Origin of the sequence: Nocardia testacea NBRC 100365 (assembly GCF_000308775.1) — a bacterium.
GTDB lineage: Bacteria > Actinomycetota > Actinomycetes > Mycobacteriales > Mycobacteriaceae > Nocardia > Nocardia testacea.
On sequence record NZ_BAGJ01000258.1, the window covers coordinates 1 to 20064 of the forward strand.

At 67.9% G+C, this 20064-nt stretch carries 21 protein-coding genes and 1 pseudogene; 6 read left to right on the forward strand and 16 right to left on the reverse strand.

Features of this window, described 5'->3' with window-relative positions; genetic code table 11:
• Window positions 1-1876, reverse strand: a 1876-nt coding sequence (gene mobF, locus ON38_RS27270) for a MobF family relaxase (protein ID WP_169333304.1), incomplete at its 3' end; no start/stop codon positions are given.
• Between the two features lie 372 nt (window positions 1877-2248).
• Between mobF and ON38_RS27275 the strand changes: the two genes are divergently transcribed.
• From ON38_RS27275 to ON38_RS27290, 4 genes are all read left to right on the forward strand, one after another.
• Window positions 2249-2563 (forward strand): hypothetical protein, encoded by a 315-nt coding sequence (locus tag ON38_RS27275; protein WP_039827903.1) that lies wholly within the window; start codon window positions 2249-2251, stop codon window positions 2561-2563.
• Window positions 2564-2626: 63 nt separating this feature from the next.
• Window positions 2627-3118 carry a GNAT family N-acetyltransferase gene (locus ON38_RS27280; protein WP_039827904.1) on the forward strand — a complete coding sequence of 164 codons (492 nt, stop codon included), beginning with the start codon at window positions 2627-2629 and terminating at the stop codon, window positions 3116-3118.
• Between the two features lie 154 nt (window positions 3119-3272).
• Window positions 3273-3749 carry a Het-E N-terminal domain-containing protein gene (locus ON38_RS27285; RefSeq protein WP_039827905.1) on the forward strand — a complete coding sequence of 159 codons (477 nt, stop codon included), beginning with the start codon at window positions 3273-3275 and terminating at the stop codon, window positions 3747-3749.
• 672 nt (window positions 3750-4421) lie between these two features.
• Window positions 4422-7478 carry a Tn3 family transposase gene (locus ON38_RS27290; RefSeq protein WP_039827906.1) on the forward strand — a complete coding sequence of 1019 codons (3057 nt, stop codon included), beginning with the start codon at window positions 4422-4424 and terminating at the stop codon, window positions 7476-7478.
• A 23-nt stretch (window positions 7479-7501) separates the two neighbouring features.
• Here ON38_RS27290 and ON38_RS27295 read toward each other — a convergent pair whose 3' ends face one another.
• The 5 genes from ON38_RS27295 to ON38_RS35235 all read right to left on the reverse strand — a co-directional run bounded on the left by ON38_RS27295 (window position 7502) and on the right by ON38_RS35235 (window position 11103).
• Window positions 7502-8440: a tyrosine-type recombinase/integrase gene (locus tag ON38_RS27295; protein WP_039827907.1), complete on the reverse strand. Its 939-nt coding sequence runs from the start codon at window positions 8438-8440 to the stop codon at window positions 7502-7504.
• Window positions 8441-8622: 182 nt separating this feature from the next.
• The gene (locus ON38_RS27300; protein ID WP_039827909.1) at window positions 8623-9246 is read right to left on the reverse strand and encodes an NAD(P)-dependent oxidoreductase; all 624 of its coding nucleotides are present in this window, start codon (window positions 9244-9246) and stop codon (window positions 8623-8625) included.
• On the reverse strand, window positions 9243-9689 hold the full coding sequence (locus ON38_RS27305; RefSeq protein ID WP_039827910.1) for an SgcJ/EcaC family oxidoreductase: 447 nt from the start codon (window positions 9687-9689) through the stop codon (window positions 9243-9245). Before ON38_RS27305 ends, ON38_RS27300 begins: the two co-directional genes overlap by 4 nt.
• Window positions 9690-9703: 14 nt before the next feature.
• Window positions 9704-10423 (reverse strand): SDR family NAD(P)-dependent oxidoreductase, encoded by a 720-nt coding sequence (locus ON38_RS27310; RefSeq protein WP_039827911.1) that lies wholly within the window; start codon window positions 10421-10423, stop codon window positions 9704-9706.
• Entirely contained in the window at window positions 10420-11103 is a 684-nt protein-coding gene (locus ON38_RS35235) for an SgcJ/EcaC family oxidoreductase (protein ID WP_083873138.1), read from the reverse strand. Before ON38_RS35235 ends, ON38_RS27310 begins: the two co-directional genes overlap by 4 nt.
• Window positions 11104-11202: 99 nt before the next feature.
• Between ON38_RS35235 and ON38_RS27320 the strand changes: the two genes are divergently transcribed.
• A complete protein-coding gene (locus tag ON38_RS27320) occupies window positions 11203-11670 on the forward strand; it encodes a MarR family winged helix-turn-helix transcriptional regulator (protein WP_039827931.1) in 468 nt (155 codons plus the stop codon).
• A 235-nt stretch (window positions 11671-11905) separates the two neighbouring features.
• Here the strand turns inward: ON38_RS27320 and ON38_RS27325 are convergent.
• Window positions 11906-12336, reverse strand: a pseudogene (locus ON38_RS27325) (Tn3 family transposase); the annotation flags it as partial.
• Window positions 12337-12386: 50 nt separating this feature from the next.
• On the opposite strand from ON38_RS27325, the gene ON38_RS27330 reads away from it, so the two are divergent.
• Complete coding sequence (locus ON38_RS27330) at window positions 12387-12581, forward strand: hypothetical protein (protein WP_039827914.1); 195 nt, start codon at window positions 12387-12389, stop codon at window positions 12579-12581.
• On the opposite strand, the gene ON38_RS27335 is transcribed toward ON38_RS27330, so the two are convergent.
• From ON38_RS27335 to ON38_RS27375, 9 genes are all read right to left on the reverse strand, one after another.
• The gene (locus tag ON38_RS27335) at window positions 12578-12946 is read right to left on the reverse strand and encodes a hypothetical protein (RefSeq protein WP_039827915.1); all 369 of its coding nucleotides are present in this window, start codon (window positions 12944-12946) and stop codon (window positions 12578-12580) included. The two genes, ON38_RS27330 and ON38_RS27335, sit on opposite strands and share 4 nt — an antisense overlap.
• Before the next feature lie 107 nt (window positions 12947-13053).
• On the reverse strand, window positions 13054-16044 hold the full coding sequence (locus ON38_RS34405) for a hypothetical protein (protein WP_051165253.1): 2991 nt from the start codon (window positions 16042-16044) through the stop codon (window positions 13054-13056).
• On the reverse strand, window positions 16041-16805 hold the full coding sequence (locus tag ON38_RS34410; protein ID WP_051165255.1) for a DUF4913 domain-containing protein: 765 nt from the start codon (window positions 16803-16805) through the stop codon (window positions 16041-16043). Before ON38_RS34410 ends, ON38_RS34405 begins: the two co-directional genes overlap by 4 nt.
• Window positions 16802-18640: a type IV secretory system conjugative DNA transfer family protein gene (locus ON38_RS27350; RefSeq protein WP_051165257.1), complete on the reverse strand. Its 1839-nt coding sequence runs from the start codon at window positions 18638-18640 to the stop codon at window positions 16802-16804. The genes ON38_RS34410 and ON38_RS27350 overlap by 4 nt, the downstream gene beginning before the upstream one ends.
• Entirely contained in the window at window positions 18625-18894 is a 270-nt protein-coding gene (locus tag ON38_RS27355) for a hypothetical protein (protein ID WP_051165259.1), read from the reverse strand. Before ON38_RS27355 ends, ON38_RS27350 begins: the two co-directional genes overlap by 16 nt.
• Complete coding sequence (locus ON38_RS27360) at window positions 18894-19196, reverse strand: WhiB family transcriptional regulator (protein ID WP_083873139.1); 303 nt, start codon at window positions 19194-19196, stop codon at window positions 18894-18896. Before ON38_RS27360 ends, ON38_RS27355 begins: the two co-directional genes overlap by 1 nt.
• Complete coding sequence (locus ON38_RS27365; RefSeq protein ID WP_039827917.1) at window positions 19193-19426, reverse strand: hypothetical protein; 234 nt, start codon at window positions 19424-19426, stop codon at window positions 19193-19195. Before ON38_RS27365 ends, ON38_RS27360 begins: the two co-directional genes overlap by 4 nt.
• Window positions 19426-19734, reverse strand: a complete 309-nt coding sequence (locus ON38_RS27370; protein ID WP_039827918.1) for a hypothetical protein — start codon at window positions 19732-19734, stop codon at window positions 19426-19428. Before ON38_RS27370 ends, ON38_RS27365 begins: the two co-directional genes overlap by 1 nt.
• On the reverse strand, window positions 19734-20057 hold the full coding sequence (locus ON38_RS27375) for a hypothetical protein (RefSeq protein ID WP_039827919.1): 324 nt from the start codon (window positions 20055-20057) through the stop codon (window positions 19734-19736). The genes ON38_RS27370 and ON38_RS27375 overlap by 1 nt, the downstream gene beginning before the upstream one ends.
• Between the last annotated feature and the right edge of the window lie 7 nt (window positions 20058-20064).

Genomic DNA, 20064 nt, shown 5'->3' on the forward strand with positions numbered 1-20064 from the left:
TGCCGCCGTCGCCGGTCCAGGCCCGTGCGAGGGTGGCGACCGCGGTGGTTTTGCCGGTGCCGGCGGGCGCGATCGCGACCTGCAGCCGGGCACCGGATCCGGCGAGTTCGCGCACCATCGCCTGTTGTTCGGGGTTGAGCTCGGCGCCGTCGTGGTTGGCCGCGAACTCCACCAGAGCCGCGTCCACGGCGCTGGTGGGCAGGGTGCGGCCGCCGGTTTGCAGGCTCGCCGCGATCAACCGCTGCTCCGCATCCACGATGTCGGGGCTGGTGTAGAGCTGGGCGCGGGTCGGGGTGTAGATGCTGGTGCCGTCGCTGCGGGCCAGCACTCCGGGCGCGGTCGCGGGGTCCGGGGTGCCGCGGGGGATCGACAAGGGCGGGGACAGGGCGGCGTCGAGGACCTCATCGAGCAGGCTGGCCCACCGGTGCGGGTCGACGCGGCCGCGGAGCTGGCGTTCGGTTTCCGAGCGCAGGTGGTTGATCTGCCAGGTCGCCCGGGTCTCGGCCACCCTGCTCACCACCTGGGCGGCGACCTCCCGCGCGTCGAGGGGCGCACGGTCAGGGATCGGGTGATTCAGGGCGGCCGCCAGCATGATCCGCACGGCATCGGCGCCCAGCAGCTGCTCGGCGTCGCGGCGCCACTGCGCACGCTCCTCGGCCCGGGTACGCCCGGTCAGCTTCTCCCCGCGGGTCTTGAGAGTGGCTTCTTGGGCCAAGTCGTAGAGGTTGCTCGGGGTGGGTTCGCGGCCGTGATCAGCGAGGAACTGCGCGGTGCGGCGGTCCAGTTCGGCCTTGATGACCGCCGAGCGTTTCGACCACTGCTCGGTCAGCCGCAGGTCAACACCCACGGCCTCCCGTACCGGGCGCTTACCGCGGCGGGCCGCCCGGTCGGCGAACTGCATACCCAGCCGCAGCTCAAGATGGTGTTCCAAACGGGTGTTGTACAGCTCGGAGGCGGTGACCTTGAACCGGTACATCGCCTTGCCGTCGATACAGCCCCACTTCCCGTCCGGGCGTTTCACCAGGTTCGACACCACCATGTGCGTGTGCAGCAGCGGGTCGCCGGCGCGGGAGGAGCGGTGATCGAACATCGTCGCGATCAACCCACCGGAGACCTCGATCTGGCGCACACTGTTGCGGCCCACCCTCGTCCGCAACACATCACGCTCGAGGAACGCCACCGCGTCCCGGATCGCGTCGTAATGCGCGCCCTCGATCTCGGCCGAGATCTCCGGTTCCCCCAACGCCCACACCGCCGCCACGCTTTTGACCGGTGTGAACGTGCAGTCATACCCCGCCACCGCCCGCCGCGACGGCTGCGAGGCGCGAGCGATCCACCCCGACAGTTCCCGCTCGTTCAACGGCGGTCGCTGGTTCTCGTCGGTGAACAGCCGCACCGCGACCTCGGTGCTGATCCGGGCCCGCTGCTCGGCGGGGATCGGGGCGTAGTCGACCCGGCCCTGCTCGGCGTTGTATTCGGCGTAGGCGCGGGTGCACTCCTGCTGGTAGGAGAACTCATCGACGGTGTGCACGTGGAACGGCCGGCCCAGCCGCACCGACCGCAACGCACGGGCTTTCGCCTCGCTGTAGGGGATGCTCTCCGCGGCCATCGTCGCCGCGATCTCGGCGGCGATCATCGCCTCGGCGTTCGGATGCAGCCCGTGGCCGAACAAGGCCCGCATCTGGGCTTCGGTCACCACCTCACCCTCGGTGAGACCGACATTACCCAAACCCGACCCGAACCAGCGCCCCGGCGCCTCACCCCGTTCGGAGTAATAGCCGGACAGGTCCTGCACCGGCCCGCGGTCGTTGACGTCGTTGGTCGCGATATTGCGCAGGTAGTACTCAAAACCGTTCCCGGTCCCGAGCTTCACCATCGACATGACCACAAAACCGAAGCTACGCCCGAAATCTGAGGTTTCCTCGTGAGCTTTTCGCGGACCTTGAAGCACCAGGTGTGCTCGAAAATTTATAGAAGGAGTGAATTACAGGAGGTAGGAGGCTGTGAGAGAGGTTGATGGGAGGGAGATTTGAAGGGAGGGGAAGGGCAGGGATAAGAAAGGTAGGGCGTACAGGAAGTGTGGAAAGAGATAGGTGAGAGGTAGCTACCTCCTCCCCGGCCACACCGATATCGCCGGCCACGGATTCTCGGTGGCAAGGGCCGCAGGCCCGCGGCAGTACCTCTCTGACCGGGCCGGGCTGGAAGCTGCGCTCTGGCTCCTGTCGGTGGGCGGGTGCACCATCGAGGGATGAGCGAGCACGACGCCGTCAACACCGCCAACACGAGCGCGGCCCGCGCCGCCGGGTGGCCCAAGCTCACGGGTTCGCCCAAGCAGATCGAATGGGCCACCACCGTGCGCGCGGACAAGATCTGCGAGATGGAGGCCAGTGCCCCGACAGAGGTCGACTGGTACCGCGAGGTGATGCTGCGGGAGACCTCCGCCGGCGCCTGGATCGACAGCCGCAACCATCCCTGGCAGGCGCAGTTCATCGGCTGCGTCACCGACGAGGAAATGGAAGCGCTGAAAGCGAAAGCCGCGCAGGATGCTGCATCCGCGCAGTGATGCGGACGGCCCGGTGTTCAGTGCCGGGTTCGGGGGTGAGCGCTATGGGAAGGGGAGCGGCCGGTGAGGACCGATGATCTGTTCGACTTCGACGAGGACGACCTCGACGACCTGCTGTGGCCGCGGCCGCGGTATCCGCTGTTACGGAAGCTGAACCCGCGTCGTGGTCTGCTCCGGTGGCACGCTCGCCATGTGGTCAGCTTCGAATACCGGGGTCCGGTGATCACCGAAGGCGCCGGCCACGAGAGCCGGTCCATCACGTTCTGGGACCGCCGCAGCCCGAACAGCGATGTCGGGATGGTCAGCTACCGGATATGCCACGAGTGCCGATGGGGCTACATCGACAGCATCGACGTTCGGGAACGACTCTGGGGGCGGGGTATCGCCACCCGGGCTCTGGCCGAGATTCGTGAGCAGGTCCCCGGCTACACCTGGCGGACCAGCATGCACAAGAACGAGGCGAAGAGCTTCTGGTTGCTCCTCGCCGAACGCACCGGTGAGGACTACATCGACACCGATCGGTACTGCCCCCACATCCGCCGGGCTCCCACCTGATTCCGGCCGCCGGGGATCGCCGAACCGGGGACCGTTCGTGGACATCTACGGTCAAATGTAAACGTATTCGTTTCATTTGGGTTCGGAGAGCTACATTGAGCCCGCGGCCGCTGATCGAGCTGTCGTGTGCTTTCTGAATAACAGGAGGTTGTAGATGGATCCGGTGACGTTGATCGTCGCAGCACTAGCGACGGGCGCGGCGGCAGGGGTAGGGGAAGTAGTCAAGCAGGGGATCGTCGACTCGTACAACGGTGTCCGGAGGATGATCTCCGACCGCTACGAGGTCATCGAGGCCGAAGTGGTTGGCGTCGAGTCCGAACCGGAGGAGCCGTTGCGCCGCCAGCTGCTGGCCAAGAAGCTCACCCAGGTCGGCGCCGGCGAGGACTCGGAGCTGGTGGCGGCTGCGCAGGAGCTGCTGCGCCTGGTCGCCGAGCAGGCCCCGCAGGCCGCGGAGATCGTGGGCGTGCAACTGAACCGGGTCGATGCGGCCGGCGATATCGAAGTCACCGACGTGGCTGTACAGGGTGGTATCGGTGTGCAGGCCACCGACGTCGCCACCGGAGGATCCATGATCATCCGCGGAGTACAGGCGGTCCAGGAGCCGCCCCACCCTCATCTGGCGCGGCGGTAACCGGCATACCCGCCGCCGCGCACAACGCTCTCACCGCGAACACCAGCGATACGAGTATCGGTAGGGACTACAACATCTATCTCGGGGATCGCTCCTCGAGCAGCAATGCTGGCCGAGTCCGCGCTGTCACCACGTCGGTGGAAGCGGTCCCGCTCGGCGAGAACCTGTGGACTGTCAAGGTCAACAACGGCACCACAGGCCCGATTACCGCTCTCTCCGTGGACGTCTACGTTGTTGGTGAGGACGGTAACCGCACCGCAGACGAGTGTGTACCCGCGAAAGGCCGGGTGTCGTTCGCGGACAGCATGCAGGAACTCCTAGGGCAAGGGATGCAGGGCGCGCTGGGCGCGCAAGCCCGAGATCACCAGCACCCACAACGGACTCGGTTCGACGTCGGACGGTTCGGTGCGGCGGCTGTAGCCCGGAGGGCCAATACGATCGAAAATCTCCTGTTGACTCGCGACGATGCCGCGTCGTTTGAGTCGCTGCGCCACTTCGCGTTCGGTCGCGCCGGTCGCGGCGGTCAGCTCGTCCCAGCTCGCTTCGGCATGTGGGGTCCAGTTGAGCGGAAACTGGCGCTAGAGGGCGCTGACTTCCGAGGTCCTGTGCCCTGGAGGTCAATTCGCTGGATCGGCGGCGGCGGGCGGGCATGTGGTGGTTGCATGTCGGGTTGTGGGTGATGAGGTCGGGGCCGGGTATGGCCAGTTCGGTGCGCTGTCGCGGGTCGAGCTGGAGCGGTTCTTCCATCTCGATGACACCGATCGGGAGCTGATCGCGGCCCGGCGCCGGGACTCGAACCGGCTCGGTTTCGCGTTGCAGCTGGTCACGGTCCGCTATCTGGGGATGTTCCTCACCGATCCGCTCGATGTACCGGTCGAACTGGTGGAGTACCTGGCCGAACAGCTCGACATCGCCGATCCGTCGTGCGTGAAGTCCTACACCGACCGGGAGAAGACCCGGTTCGAGCACGCGTGGGATATCCAACGCATCGAGGGTCTGATCTCGTTCGCGCAGGTCGAGGCCGAGCTGATTGCGTGGGTCACCGATCAGGCGTGGATGACCGGAGACGGACCGAAGGCCCTGATCGCCGGTGCGGTGGGCTGGCTGCGGGAACGCAATGCCCTGCTGCCGGGCATCACCACCCTGGAACGCCTCGTAGCCGACGGCAAGGCCGACGCCGACCGGCGACTCTGGGCGCAGCTGGCCGCCCAGCTGACCAGCGGGGAGGCCGGGGTGCTGCTCGGATTACTGGACACTCGGCAGGAGAACCGCCGCCGGTTCGTGGAGCTGGAGCGGTTGCGTAAGGGCGCGTTCACGCCGACACCGACGGGCATGAGGAACGCGTTGGCGCGGGTACGGGATGTGAACGCGGTCGTTCCGGGGTCGGTGGATTTCGCGGCGGTGCCGGCGCGGCGGGTGATCGCGCTGGCCACGCACGGGTTGACCGGTAAGACCGCGCACCTGCGGCGGATGAAATCCCAGCGGAAGCGGCTGCTGGCGCTGCTTGCCGCGACGGTGTTCACTTTGCGCGGCAAGGCCATCGATGACGTTCTGGAACTGTTCGACCTGCTGATGGTCACCAACTTGATGGCCAAGGCCGAACGCCAGTCCCGCGAGGAGAAGATCAAGCGTTACCCGCGGGTGAGCCGCAACGCCGGCAAGCTCGCCGCCGCGGTGCGGGTACTGCTGGAGATGAGTGAGAACGAACCGGAGCTGTCCCTGGATCTGGTGTGGGATCTCATCGAGAGCACAGTGTCCAAGGCGGAGCTGCGGGCCGCCTTGGACGCGATCGATGAGCTGGTGCCGCCAGCCGATCCGGAGTGCGACTCGCACAAGCTCGAGGAGCTGGCGGGACGGTTCGCCACGGTGCGCGGGTTCTTGCCCGCGATGATGCGCCACATCGACTTCGGTGCCACCGCCGACGCGGCGCCGGTACTCAAGGCGGTGGTCGCACTGGCGGAGATGATCTCCCCACAGCGCACCGGCCGCAGCGGGCTACCAGCACGGTGGCTCGATGCCCGCCGGGTGAACCATGACCTGATCGCCGGCGGCTGGCAGCGCTTGGTGTACCCGCCGGAGCGGCCGGCCGACACCGTCGATCGGGCGGCCTACACCCTGTGCCTGCTCGAGCAGTTCCATCGGCATCTCAAGCACCGCAACATTTTCGCTGAGCACTCCTCGAAGTGGCGTGACCCCCGCGCGCATCTGCTGTCCGGCATGGCGTGGGAAGAGGCCCGCGACCGGGGCATGAACGCACTCGGCCTGCCGGGCAACCCGCATGAGATCTTGGGTGAGCTGGCCCAAAGCCTCGACGGCGCCTATCGGGAACTCGCCGAACACCTGGGCGACGACACTTCCGCGTCGGTGGACGAGGACGGGAAACTGCACGTGGCCGCGTTGTCGGCGACGCCGGAGGAGCCGAGTCTGGTCGATCTGCGGCGCCGCACCGCAGCGATGATGCCGAGGGTTGACCTGCCGGAAATGGTCTTGGAAGTGATGGACTGGTGCCCGGAGTTCGGCGAGTCGTTCACCCATGTCGCCGGGACCAGCGCCCGCGTCGCCGACCTGGGGGTGTCGGTGGCCGCGGTGCTGTGCAGCCAGGCCATGAACGTCGGCCTGGTCCCGGTGACGACGCCCGGCGCCGACGCGCTGACCCGCGACCGGCTGCGCCATGTCGATCAGCACTATCTGCGAGCGGAGACCCTGTCCGCGGCGAACACTGTGCTGGTCAACGCCCAAGCCGATGTGCCGCTGGTCGGGTTGTGGGGTGGCGGGGCCGTGGCCTCGGTGGACGGGATGCGGTTCGTCGTCCCGGTCCGGACTATTCATGCGCGACCCAACCGGAAATACTTCGGGCCGAAACGGGGCGCTACCTGGCTCAATATGCTGTCGGACCAGGCGGCCGGGCTGAACGCGATGGTGGTGTCGGGCACGCCCCGTGATTCGTTGAACGCCATCGACGTGATCCTGCGGCAGCCGGAGGGCAGCAAGGTGCCCGACGACATCATTTCCGACAACGGGTCGTATTCGGATATCGTTTTCGGGCTGCTGCATCTGCTGGGCCGCAAGTATCGCCCGCAGCTGAAAAGCCTGCCCGACCGGCGGCTGTGGCGCATCGATACCTCCGCCGACTACGGCCCCCTGGACAAGGCCGCACGCGGACGCATCGACGTGGAGAAGATCTGCTCCCACTGGGAAGACATGTGCCGGGTGGCGGTGTCGATGAACCGTGGTGAAGTCTCCGCGCACGAGGTCACGCGCATGATCTCCCGCGACGGCAACCCCACCCACCTCGGGCAGGCCATCGCCCACTACGGCCGGATTTTCAAGACTCTCCATATTCTTCGGTTGGCCGATGACGAACCCTACCGGCGGGAAGCCAAGGCCCAGGCCAACCTCCAGGAAGGCCGCCACGATCTGGGCCGCACCGTCTTCCACGGCCGCAAGGGCGAACTGCACCGCGCCTACCTCGACGGCATGGAAGACCAGCTCGACGCGCTCGGGCTCGTATTGAACATCATCGTGTTGTGGAACTCGGTGTACCTGAGCCGTGCCCTCGACGAGCTGCGCACCCAGGGCTATCCGGTCCGTGACGAAGATGCCGCGAGGCTGTCACCGTTCATCCGTCGCCACATCCGCATGGAGGGCCATTACAGCTTCCACCTGCCCGACCTGGGCGGACGCCACCGGCCGCTGCGCGATCCAGATGCCGGAGACGAAGACGACTGACGGTTTCGGGTGAGGAAAACAGATCAGCGGTTCGGCCGACGGCGGGCGGCTGGGTCGGTGTCGGCCTGGAACCGGCGCAGCCCCTCGTCGGACACCCGAGCGTATTTGGCGAGGCTGCGGACCGAGGTGTGCCCGCTCAGCTTCATCAACACTGGCGTGGACGCGCCGTCCTCGGCGGCGTGGGTGAGTCGGGAATGCCGCCATTGATGCAATGTGTAGGGGCCGTCGCCGAAGTGTGCGGTGTAGGTCTCGAATAGTTCTGCCGCGCGACGGTAGGACAAGCGGGCTCGCCCGGTCACCGGATCCACATCGTTGCTGGCCACCGAGGGGCGGGCCTTGCGGTCGGTGAGGAACAATGGGCCCCGGCGCCGACCGGCGAGCATGCGTGGCAGCAGCCGCGCGGTGCCGGTCTGCCAGGCGATCCGCTCACGCGCCCCGCCCTTGCGGGTCACCACCGCGCACCGGTTCACCGTGTCCAGATCGGGCACGTCGAGCATCAGCACTTCCTCGGCGCGGGCGGAGGATTCATACAGCAGGTGCCACAGCACCCGCTCGCGCAGTGGCGCATCCGATGTCAGGATCTCGGCGACGCGATCACGCGAGAGTGCCTTGCTGGTATCCGGCGGTGCGGGACGCGCCTTCAACCGCACCAGCGGATCGGCGGCCAGCCAGTCCTGTTCGGCCCAGTACGTGCACGCCGATTGCAGGGCGGTCAACCGGATGTTGAACGTCTTGGCTGCTTTGTCGCCCCACATGAAGGTGAACCAGCCGGCCACCCGATCCGGCTGCGACCCCAGCAGCGCCACATCGGTATCGCGGCCGAAGTCGGCCACGAGCCGGTTCAGCGCCGTAGCGTAGGTCGCCTTCGTGTTCTCGACCGTGATCGCCGCCAGATAGATCGCCACGGCATCACTGAGCCGGACCCCGCCGACCGCGCTCGGGAGTCTCCGAACCTGCCCCATCGCACCACCCTCCCGTCGCTACCGCAGATAGTTTCCCGAGTCGCCCCCGGGTTCGGGGTGTATCGCACCAGGACGACTCGGCAGTTACCGCACATAGTATGTCACTATCTGCGGTAACTGCTTAGCGCCAGATTTCGCAGATGTGGTCGATGTTCGAAGTGGTCTTGTCAGCAGAGTTGCATTCACGAAGAGATGGCGACGGGTGTGCGGTAGGTGCGTGGGTCGTCGATGGCGTCGAGTAGATATCTGGCAAGGTCGGCTCGTGAGGTTCGCGGGCCGACCTTCGCTTTCGCGCCTACGGAGATTCGCGGATGCCTGGCTGCGGGGTCATGGGTCAGACGTGTCGGCCGCACGGCGGTCCAGGTCAGCTCGCTGTGCGCGAGTTGGCGTTCCATTCTTTCCATATCGGTGTAGACCTCGCGCATGATCCGGTGCAGCAGCCGGGCGAAGAGCCTGCTGACCAGGTCCGCATCGGATGGAATGCCCACCCCTGCGGAGGAAAGGACGAGCAGTCGACCTCTGGGCCGCAGGGCCGTCATGATCGTGGCGGCGCTGTCGGAGTAGAGCGTGGTGGGACCGCGTCCGGCGGCACCCAGCGCGGAGATCACCACATCGTGTTCATCGAGAAGTCCGTTCAAGGCCCCCGGTCGGGTCGGATCGGCGGTGACCACCGTCAATCCCGCTGCTGGACCGAGGCTTCCGGCCCGGCGGACGACGGCGGTGACACGGTGCCCACGAGCCAGTGCCTCGTTCACAATCATCCGCCCGGTGCGGCCGGTGGCCCCGAGGACGGCAATGGTGCTCATGAGCGGGCGGCCGGGCGGGAGGCGGGCTGGAATGTGAAGGTGAGGGCCTCCATGAGCCGCTTGCGCTGGGTCTTCTGTACCGCCGCGATCCGCCACTGGCCGTCTGCATCGCGGATCACCGTGTAGGTCGCGAGCTTGCCCAGCTGCTTCGGCGCCCCCTTCGAGGACTCGCCGCGCGCCACCACGATGGCAGTGTCGCTTCCGTAGGTGCGGATTTCAATAATCTCGACGGTGAGGCGGGTTCCCTTCAGGAAGCTGTCGAACAGCACCTGGTGCCCGCGGCCGATCTCCGGACCGCCGTGGTAGACGGTGCCCATGTAGGTGACGTCGGTGGCGTCGGCGGTGAAGCATTCGCCGTAGGCAGTGCCGTCGCCCCGGGTCCACGCCTGTGCGCTGCGCTCGATGAGGGCGCGAATGGCGGCGGTGTCGGTGGTGGCGTTCATGGTGGTGAGCTCCTTCAGTGCGCGAGCAGGGCCAGGGCGGCCCTGCGGGGAATGAGCCGCAGTGCGGCGGTGAACAGTTGATTGGTCCGGCTGGTCGCGACGACGGGACCGGCCTTGCCGGACAGCGCTTTTCGGGCGCGATCCACCACTTCACGAGGTGACTGGACCAGCCAGGGCGGGACGTCGTCCGCGGTTTGTGAGGCGGTTCGCGTGACACCCGGGCACAGGGCCAGGACGTGCACTGCGCGCGACTTCTGTTCGTGCCACAGCGTTTCGGAGAAGGCGGTGACGAAGGCTTTGGAGGCGCTGTAGACACCGATTCCCGGCTTCGGGATTTCCCCCAGCGTGGAGGACACGTTCACCAGCGCGCTGCCGGGTGCGGCCGCACCGAGGAAGGCGTGCGCCAGGACGACGACCGCGCGGCAATTCACCTCGATCGTGGTGAGCGCGGATTCGAGCGGCAGCTCGGCGAAGTCGCCGTGGGTGGCGGTACCGGCATTGTTCACCAGCAGCGTGTATCCACCGTGCCGGAGTAGTGCGGCGGTCGCCGCCAGCCCTTCGGTGGTGGCGAGATCCGCGGCGAGATAGTCGTGCCCGTTCCCGAGCTCGGTCATGAGCGTTTCCAGTCCCTCGGCGCCCCGCGCCACCCCTGTCACCGAATATCCCTGCGTCGCGAGCGCTACCGCGAACGCTCGACCGATACCCGCACTGGCGCCGGTCACGAGTGCTCTCATCGCTCGGCCTCGGGCTTGGTGTCCGCATCGAACAGGAATGAGATGCGTTCCATGACGGTCTGGCGCTTGGTGTTCTGGAAGGCGGCGATGCGCCACTTTCCGTCCTGTTCGCGCACCAGGGTGTAGGTCTGGGTCTTGGACAGCTCGCTCGGGCGTTCGTCGTCGTACCGGTCGCCGCGGGTGGTGACGATCGCGGTGTCCGCGCCGAAGAAGCGGATGCCGAGGTAGGAGTCGGCGAGCTTGCTGCCCTTCAGGAATCCGTTGAACAGCGCGCGGTGGGACTCGGTGAGATCGCGACGGCCGTCGTAGTAGGTGCCCACGAAAGTGGTGTAGGTGCCGTTCTCGGTGAAGGTGGCGCCGAAGGCGTCGGCGTCGCCCTGCCCCCAGGCCGCGGTCATCTCGGCCAGCGTCGCGCAGACCCCCTGCAGGTCCGCGGCGGTGCCGCCGTCCGGTGTGACGCTCGTGCACTCGGCAATGCCCTGGTTGCGCACGTCCGAGGTCTGGTCCAGCCACACATACCCGCCGGCGGCGGCAATGCCGAGAGTGAGTGCGCTCGCGCCCAGCACCTTCACGACGGTGCGGCGACGGGACTTCGTGGCCCTGGGGGACGGTAGGCCGACGGAATCGGCGGAGTGGGTGGACGCCGTGGTGGATTCGGTATTGGTGGTGGTCGCGGTCATCGCGGGGACCTTCCTCGTGCTATTCTCCCTGCCTAGAAGATTTCTCTTCTTAGGAGATGTCTCTTCGTTTAGGAAGAGAATATGAGGAAGGTGGACCCCTTGTCAACGGATAGGCAGAAAGACGACCCCAGTCAGGTCTTCCGGCGGTACCTGAGTTCTGTTGTGCTGCATGCCCAAGCGGGCGCCAGAGCCGTCGGGCTGGGCGCCACCGACCTGTACGCGCTCAACATCCTGGAACTGAGCGGGGCCATGACACCCGGCGAACTCGGCGCCCGCACCGGTCTGACCACCGGGCCCACCACCCGGCTCATCGACCGCCTGGAAAAGGCCGGGTATGTGCGTCGCGGCGCTGACCCCATCGACCGCCGCAAGGTGATGGTCGAGCCGGTCGCCCAGCCCGCCGATCTCGACGACGTACTCGCCCCCGCCCGCCGCAAGATCGGCGACATCATCGGCGGCTACACACCCGAACAGCGGGAATTCCTCTTCGACTACTTCGCACGGGCCGCCGACGCCTTCCAGCAGGCGGCGACAGAAATCAGCGCCGCACGCCCCGCCGCAGACTAGGGCACGTGCATTCCTGCGCTGGGGGCTGCAAAACGCGTGTGTGGCACCGACGCCTACGCCGGACAGCCACTCAAAGGAGTACTCGCCGATCTGGAGTGCTGCGGATCCCGGGCTCGTCTGTGAACAGCACCTCGACACCGCCCTGCTCGGCCCGGCCGATCACCTTCAGCTTCCCCGCCGGCTCCATCGCGGCGCTCGCCCGAGAACTAGGGAACGGCGCTGCGATGAGTGCTGATCAGAACAGGGTGTCGCGGACCCGCAGCGGCCGGTAGCCGGTGGGACCGAGCTGGGCGAGTTCGGCGTCGATATCGACCTCGACCGCGCCGAAGAAAATGATGTTCTCGCTGTGCGCCGGGCTGACGTGGGCCAGAACATTGGCGTCGATACGGCGGCCCTGACGGCGCATCTGGTCCACCGCGAGCGCGTAATACTCTGTGGTCCAAGCGATTACTGCGTTAGTGGCCACGGTCAGGCACCAGGCTTGTTCGGTCTGGGCTTCCAGGTGGCGTGCGCGGAAGGCGCCCTCGTGGGCGTAGATGAGGCCGCGTTTGAGGGCGTGGATGGATTCGCCCTTTAGTCCGGATCGGTCAGGTACCGGCAGGCGTAGATGGTGCGGCGCATCGCGCCGTACTCGTTCAACGCTGCCGCCGGCGCGTTCCGCCGACCCCAGTCCGGAGCCCCGGATCGACGCCACCATCGGCGAAGCCCTGGCCAGGATGGACAGCGCGGACCGGATCATCATCACCGCCGATCACGGCAACGACCCAGCCGCCGGAACCGGCCACACCTACGAATTCGTGCCCGTACTGGATACCCGGCCGCCGACCCTCGATGGGACAGCCGGACTGGCGTGGATCGCCCACGCCATCAGCACCGCCCTACTCGGATACCGGCCCACGCGCCACCGCTAACGCCAATTTCCGCTCGACTGGACCCCCCGTGCCGTGTTCGCCGCGCGGGCGGCTTCGGCGGCCTCGATCTCGGCGAGCTTGGGCCCCCAGATCTCATCGGTGGCCAGCGTTTTGCGGCAGTCGCTCAAGTGCTGATCGAGCACCTTTTGAGCGCGGGCGAGGTTGTCTTCGATTTCGTAGACGCGGGCGTCGTAGCCTGCGGCGAACTCTGTGCTGTTGGCGTTCGAGGTCTGCATGTAGAGCGCGTAGTCCTCGGCACGCTCTCGGTTGGCACGGTCGAGAGCGTGCTCGTAGTGGTCGCGGCGGCGGGCAAGTTCGTCGGCATCGAGGGCTGCTCCGGTCCGGACGGGTGAAGCGTGTGACATTGCGGTGTTCTTCCTTCTCTATCGGGTGATTCCGGGGTTCCGCCGAGCAGCGGGCCCGGGAGGGACGGCGCAGCGTGGTGTGCGCCGTCCCGGGGGGTTTGGCCGTCTCAGCGGCCGAATCCGCGGTCGCCTTTGCCGCGGCCGCGGTGGTTGGTGATGTGCATCCCGGCGCCGGGGCGGGTGTTGCGGGACTTGGTGCGGCCCTTGAGCGCGGCTTTGACGGCTTCCTGCGTGGGGTGGGCGCAGGTGCTCTCGGCCGCGATGCGCTGGGTGACCTCATCGGGGGGCATCCCCTGTGCGCGCAGGTGCTCGGCCATCTGGTCGAGCCGGTCGCGGCTGTCGTAGCCGGGGGCGGGCGGTGTGCGCACGGCGGTGACCGCATCGCGGCGATCGGCCCACCGTTCCTGGATGACCTTGGCCTGCTTCCCGGCAACGGAGGCCTGGCCGGCGGTGGCGTCGAGTTCGGCCCGGACCCGGTTGCGCATGCCCTCGGGAACGCCGGCGGCGGCCAAGCGCTCGATGAGTGCCCGGTCCACACCTTTGTCCTCGTGGTCGGTGAGGGTGGCGTTGCCGACGGCGAGCTGGATCTGAGCGTCGGCGACACGCTGCACCTGCTCGCGGGTGCGTCGCGCGGTGCCGCGGGGTGCCTGGTTGGACTCCAACATCTGGCCGAGCTTGTGGCGGGTGTAGCGGGCGTGGTCGTAGGCGATGGACGAGGCCCGGTCCATATCGACCACCGAGGCGGAGCGGTCGTCGACGAACAGCAGTTCCGGTGTGGTGTGTTTCCCGGCGTCCACGTCGACCAGGACCGCGCGCAGCTGCTCCTGCTCCAGCGGGTGCAGGCCTTTGCCCTGGGTGAGGGCCTTGCGGATGTAGGCGCGGTCCTTCTCGGCGCGCTGGCGTAGCGCGGCCGCGGTCGGGTCGCCGAGGTCGCCGGCCCTGCCCGCGACCCGGGAGGCCTGGGTGGCGACCGAGGCGTACATGCGCACGGTCGCGGCCAGTTCCTCGCGGTCGACGTGATCGGGCCAGAGCCGCGCGAACTTTCCGGCGGGGTTGTGGCGGATCTCGCTGCCCCGCTCGCGTGCGGCCTGCTGGTCTTCTGGGGTCATCACTGCGACGGCGTCACGCAGCCGTTCCTGCACGCTGGTGGTGGACATTCCGGTCTTGAGGCGGTCCTGGTAGGCCTCCAGCAGTTTGTCCACCCGCGGCTTGGCTTCCTCGCCGAGGTCGACCAGGGGGAGGTCCATCTTGCGCAGTTCGGCGGTCGGGAACGGGGTCCGGGTCGAGCCGAGCTCGTCGTCGGCAACGATCTGGCCCGGTGTGCCGAGGTAGGAGGCGATGAACCGCACCTTCGTGCGCACCGGCTCGCTGACCTGCTGCACCCGCATCTTCTTGGTCAGCTCGTCCAGGCCGCGCGGGGTCGGGTTGGCCCGCCACGCCTCGATATCGGCGTAGAGCTGCTCTTTGACGCTCTGGTCCAGATCGTTCTGCCGCGCGATCTCTTCGACCATCCGGTCCTGGGCACGGCGCGTCCGCGACTGCGTAGCCCGCTCGCCCTCCTTGGCCAGCAGGGCGTCGGCCACGTTCGGTGCAGGGCTGGCCAAGACGCCACCAGTCTCCATGTCCAGGTGGACCCCGTACCGGTGGGCGACATAGCCGACGAGTTCGGAGCGGGCTTCGGCAGCGAGTTTGCTGTCTTCGGCCCAAGCGACCGCATCACCGAAGGCCGCCTCGATCTCGCTGACCGAGAGGTGGTCCCAGCCCTTGTCCTTCAGTTTCGCCAGCCGGGTCTCCACGGCCTGGCGCTCGGCGGCGTGCCGCTGCTCGGTCTCGCGGCGTTCGTCGTCGGCCTTGGCGGCGGCTTCTTCGCGTTCGCGGCGGCGCTGCTCGGCCAGTTTCTGGGCGTAGGCCAGCATCTTGGCGAGCATGAGCTGCCAAAACCGCGACATTTCCGCGCCGGCGGAGTCGATATCGGGGGTGTGGTCCGGAGCGGCGTCCAGATCCGGGGCCATCATGTACTGGGCCATATCGGTGGGTCCTCCCTCAGGGGTGACGGCCGCGGTGACCGGTTCGGTCTCGGCGGCAGGGGTTTCGCGGTCCGCCGGTGGGGTCCGGCGGGGGCTGCTGGTCGGTCGGGTGAACGGGTCGAGGTGTGGGATCGGGGTCATCTCGGAGACCTCGTGCCCGGCGTCGATGTGGTCGGTGAAGTCGTTGCCGGTGGCCGGGGCGACGACCCGCACCCGGTCCACCAGCCCGTCCAGTGAGGCCAGGACCTTTTCCGCCCGCCGGTATCCGGCCGGGTCCTGGTCGGCGACGACCACCACCAGAGAGGCGCCGCGCAGCCACTTGGCGTGATCCGGTGTCCACGACAGCGCACCGCCGGCGTTGGTGGTGGCGGTCAGCCCGGCCCGCTCGGCGGTGTGGACGTCCTTCTCGCCCTCGCAGATGTAGATGGCTTCGCCGTCGGCGATGGCGGCCAGGACCTGGGGCAGTTGGAAGGGCACCGGGTCGAAACCGGTGTCCTGCCAATCGCCCTGGGCGCTGTTCCAGGCGCGCTGTGAGAACTTCTTGCTGCGGCCGTGGGCGAACTGGGCCTCGCGGCGGATGACCTCACCGGCAACGGTGCCGTCGTCACGGACGTAGGTGTAGGTGTCGGTGGTTTTCCACGGTGTGCGCTGCTGTCCCAGCTCCCGTTTCGGTGTGACCGCGGGAAACCCGGCCGCCGCGATCGCGCGGTCGGCCGGGCTCTCCCGCCGGGTCTGCGGCTGTGGCCGGCGGCTGCGGGTCCAACCGCCCCGCGTCTGGCCGCTGCTGCGCTGGCCTTTCTCCAGCGGCTTGTCGTAGAGATCCTTGATCTCCAGGCTGATCGCGTCGAGGACCTGCTCGTCGGTGCAGCCCGAGAAGCACTTCACCTTGGTGCGGCCCTGATCGTCGAGGTACTTCACGCCCAAGCTCGGGTTGTGGTGGCGGCCGTCGCCTTCGTGGTGCGGGCAGCAGTACCGGGTCCAGGTGCCCGCGGTGCGGCCGTGGCCGACCTTGCGCTCCAATGCTTCGGTGACCCGCTCCCAGCTGGCGGAGCGGGCCCATGCGTTGCTCATCCGGGGTACTCCCGCGTCACTTCACGCGGACGGGCAGGCGGGCCGGCCGGAACCCACAGCCCGAACGCCGACGGGACGAACCCGTCGGTCGCCGTACCCGCCGCAGCTTCGGTGGTGGGCAGCGGCCCCAGTTCGTCGCTGTGCCTGGTCGAGTTGCAGAGCTTGAACGGTCCGTCCGGGCTCAGGATCACCGCCATATGCGGATCCAGATGCGTCAGCCACCACAGCGAGACCTCGACGGTCTCGTCCAGCCGCATCGCCTCGAACGCCCGATGCACCGCCTTGAACCGGGCATACACCTCGCCATGGGCGTGCCAGCGCGGGCACCACTTCCACTCCCGCTGATCCGTGGTGACCTCACGGCGGTAGGTGGGCACCACCCACTGCTCGACGAACTCCTCGACCGTGGCGTACTTCGGTTCCGGCGCGGCCGCTTCCTCCTCGGCCTCACCAGCTGCTTCCTCCTCGCCACCCTCGCCCGCGGGTGTCGCGGTGTCGGCCAGCGCCGGGTTCAGCGCGTCCTCGGCTTCCACCAGCGCCGCGGCGCGCATCTCGGCCCGGACCGCATCGGTGAGCAGCTCGGCGACCACGCCGGCGGCCATTTCCTTGGCCTCGGCGTTGATCTGGGCCTGCACGGCCTTGCGCAGCGCGCTCTCCAGCAGTTCGCCCAGGTCGACCCCGCCCACCGGCGCGGCCGCGCCGGTGTTCTGGTTCTCCTGGGGGTTCTGGCCGTTCTCGGGGGTCTGCACGGTCTCGGTCATGCGGTTTTGCCTTCCTCATCAGCAGGGGGTGGCACGATCCGCAGCTGCGGACGCGCGGCAGGAGCAGTGACTTCGGCGAGTGCTTCGCGGATCTCGCGGTCGTAGTCGCGCCACCACCACGGGATGGCCTTGGCCAAGGTCGGGCGGTGACCGGAGGAGAAGACGATGATTCGGCCCTTGGGCATCGCCGCGATATCGCTGGCGTGCAGGGTGGTCTCGGTGGTGCGGCTGGTCGAGACCGACCGCGAATCCTTGCCCCGCGACACCGAGGTGCTCAGCTCGTAGTGCGGGCCGATCAGCTCACTGCGATCACGCAGGAACGCGGCACCGTCGAGGCCGGCGCCCAGCACCTTGATATTGGAGGCCGACCACAGCGCTTCCATGCCGTCGTTGCCCCAGCAGCGCGTCCCCTGCGCCCAGGACTGCAGCACGGTCATCACCACGATCCCGCGGGAGCCGAAGTGGGAGTACTGCTTGGGCAGGTCTTTCCAGCGCACGATGTTGGCGGCCTCGTCGAGCACGATGGTCATCGGCACCGGCAGACGCCCGTTGGGGTGGCGGGTGCCCTCGGCGGCGCCGGCGTCCGCGATCGCCGCGCACAACGCGGTGACCAACGGACCAGCGCTGCCCTGGCCCTCCTTCGACAGCGGGTAGAGCGTGCCCTTCGACTTCACGAACTCGTCCACGTCGAACGATTCCCGGGGCCGCTCCCCCTCCTGCGGCGGGGTGACCCACGGTTGGATCCGCCGGAACTTCAGGCAGGCCGCCATTTTCTTGGCGGTGCCGAAAATGCCGCTGCGCTGCTTGTCCTCGCAGTTGTACTGCGCGATCAGACCGGCCGCGTCCTGGTCGTAGTGGTGACGCTGCAAGATCTTGACCGGGGTGCGGTCCTGGTCGTCGGTGACCCACGCGAACACCTGGGTGATCGGTTTCTTGTCCAACGCGGCCGCCAGGATCAGCCCAGCGAGCAGGTCTTCGCCCTCGGGATCGAAGAATGCGTCGCGCTTCTCGTTCTCGGTGGGGCCACCGAACGCGAAGTGCGCGGCGAGTTTGTAGGCCCGCTCCTGCGCGGCCGCCGGGTCTCCATCGCCCAACACCCACGCGGTCGGGTCCCAGTAGAAGGTCGGCTCGCCATCGGCCACACCCTGCGGGTCGAACACCAGCGCCGGGCCTTTCGTGGCACGGAACCGGCGGGTCGCATCCACGACGTCGCGTTTGTTGCTGGTCGCCACGACCGCGCCCGGGGCCTCCATCACCGCCGGGATCACGCGAGTGGTGGTCTTACCCGACCGCGGACCCCAAATGTCGAGGTGCAAATCCTCGTAGGAGGCGAAGAGGAGCTTGTCGTCGGCCACCGACCGGCCGATCATCACCCCCGGGGCGTCGCCGGGGTTCAGCTGCACGTTCAGCGCCGCGGCGCGCTCGGCGACCGCCGCCTGCGACAGCCCTTCCAGCTCCCGCCCGCGGCCCATGTACTTGGCCTGAGCGTCGATGGCCTCCTTCTTGTGCTTCTCCCAATGCCGCGACAGCGCACGGCACTTGCGGCACCCGGCCCGCCACGCCGCCCGGGCACCGACCGCACCGAGGCCGGTGCCGATGAGCAGCGTCGCCAGCCCACCATTGGCCGCGCCGGTCCAGTCCACATCCCCGGTCGCGAGGTTGCAGGCCAGCGAGATCGGGTTGATCGGCAGATCCTGATCCGGGCCGCCGTAGAGGGCCTCACCCAGCCAGAGGCTGGCGTAGGTGGTCGCGCCGACGGTCGCGCCGGCGCCCACGAGGATGAGTTCTTTCCAGTCGTTCAGCCCGGCACCGGGCTGTTTTACGCTGCGGTCCACGCCGCACCTCCGAACGGGATGACGGCCACCTCGACGACGCGCGTCGCGCCATCGTGGCCGTGGATGGTCTCGATATCGGTGAGGCAGGAGGCCTCGACAGTCGTGCGGACCGGGCCGCGCCAGCGCAACGAGACCGTGCCGTCGGGCCAAACGACCCCATCGGCCACGACCCCGGTACCGCTGTAACCGGTCAGGTCCACATCGCGGTGCAGCTGGAAAAACCGCACACCAGTAGTGGTTTCAACCCCGGTCATCACGCGGCCCGCCTCTCGCTGGCCTGTGCCGCGATCGCGACGACACGAAGCCGGTCAGCGAGTTCGCCGAACACCTTCAGTGACCTACGCACCGGCGGCAGGTGCACGCCCGCGACGACGCACTCGACGAGGTCCCGCCGCTCGACCAGGGGAGCCGCCCAGGCCGCGCATTCGGCCAGCAGCGGGCAGTCACGGCAGGCCGCCTGAGCCAGCTCGATCCGCTTAGGCTGCTGAGCCGAGGCGAAGAACAGTTCCGGATCGGTGCTGCACACCAGACCGGAGCGCGAGATATCCATGCTCATCGCGTGGCCTCCCCCGCCGGGTGAGCCGCGCTGGTAATGGCGCAGAACGGCTCACAACTGGACTCGGGAATCTGGGCGCCCTCGCCGAAATCCGCGCAGGACACAGCGGCGCACACGATCACGGCGAACGTGATGGCCCCGCCGATCACGGCGAAGATCGAGCCGACGACACCAACGCCGGCGCCCGGGCCGACCGGGATGTAGATATCGATGTAGCGATCGCGGGACATCACGCGACCTCCGCCGACATCGCCACGAAGCCGCGGGCTTCCGCAGCGGTCAGACCCAACAGGCCTGCCCACCGCTCGACTTCCACCCGCTCCGGAGCGATCGCGATCTTCATCGCGGCCCGGGCCTGCATGCGGGTCAACTGCCGCCCCGGCAGGTAGGAGACATGCCAGCGGTCCAGCCCCACGTAATCCGCGTGGTGGACGGTGGCCTCGCTGACCAAATGGCCGTCGCGCTCGATGACCGCCGGGATGGTCGGATTGGCCGCCCGACGCCAGGTCTCGCGTGTCCAAACAGCAGGTACCTGCATCACGCACTCACCCCCAGCGCCGACGCGTCCGAGGGGACCTCTCCGGCCTGGCAGCGCAGCACCGCGTCCAAGGCATCCAACCCGAGCGTCTGCGCCTGAAGTTCGATCATCCCCCAGGCCATTCGGGTGTTCGGGGTGTCGAACCACAGGCCCCGACCCCACCGCGCAGACAACTCCGCGATCGTCAGGCCGGCCACGGCAGCACGGGCGGATACCCGTACGCCCGGCCACAGCGTGAGCCGAAAACGGCCCGGTGCAACCTCATACGCGCAGTGCGCGGACCGCTCTGCGGTCAACCACTGCCCCTCACGCCTTATCGCCATGAGGACT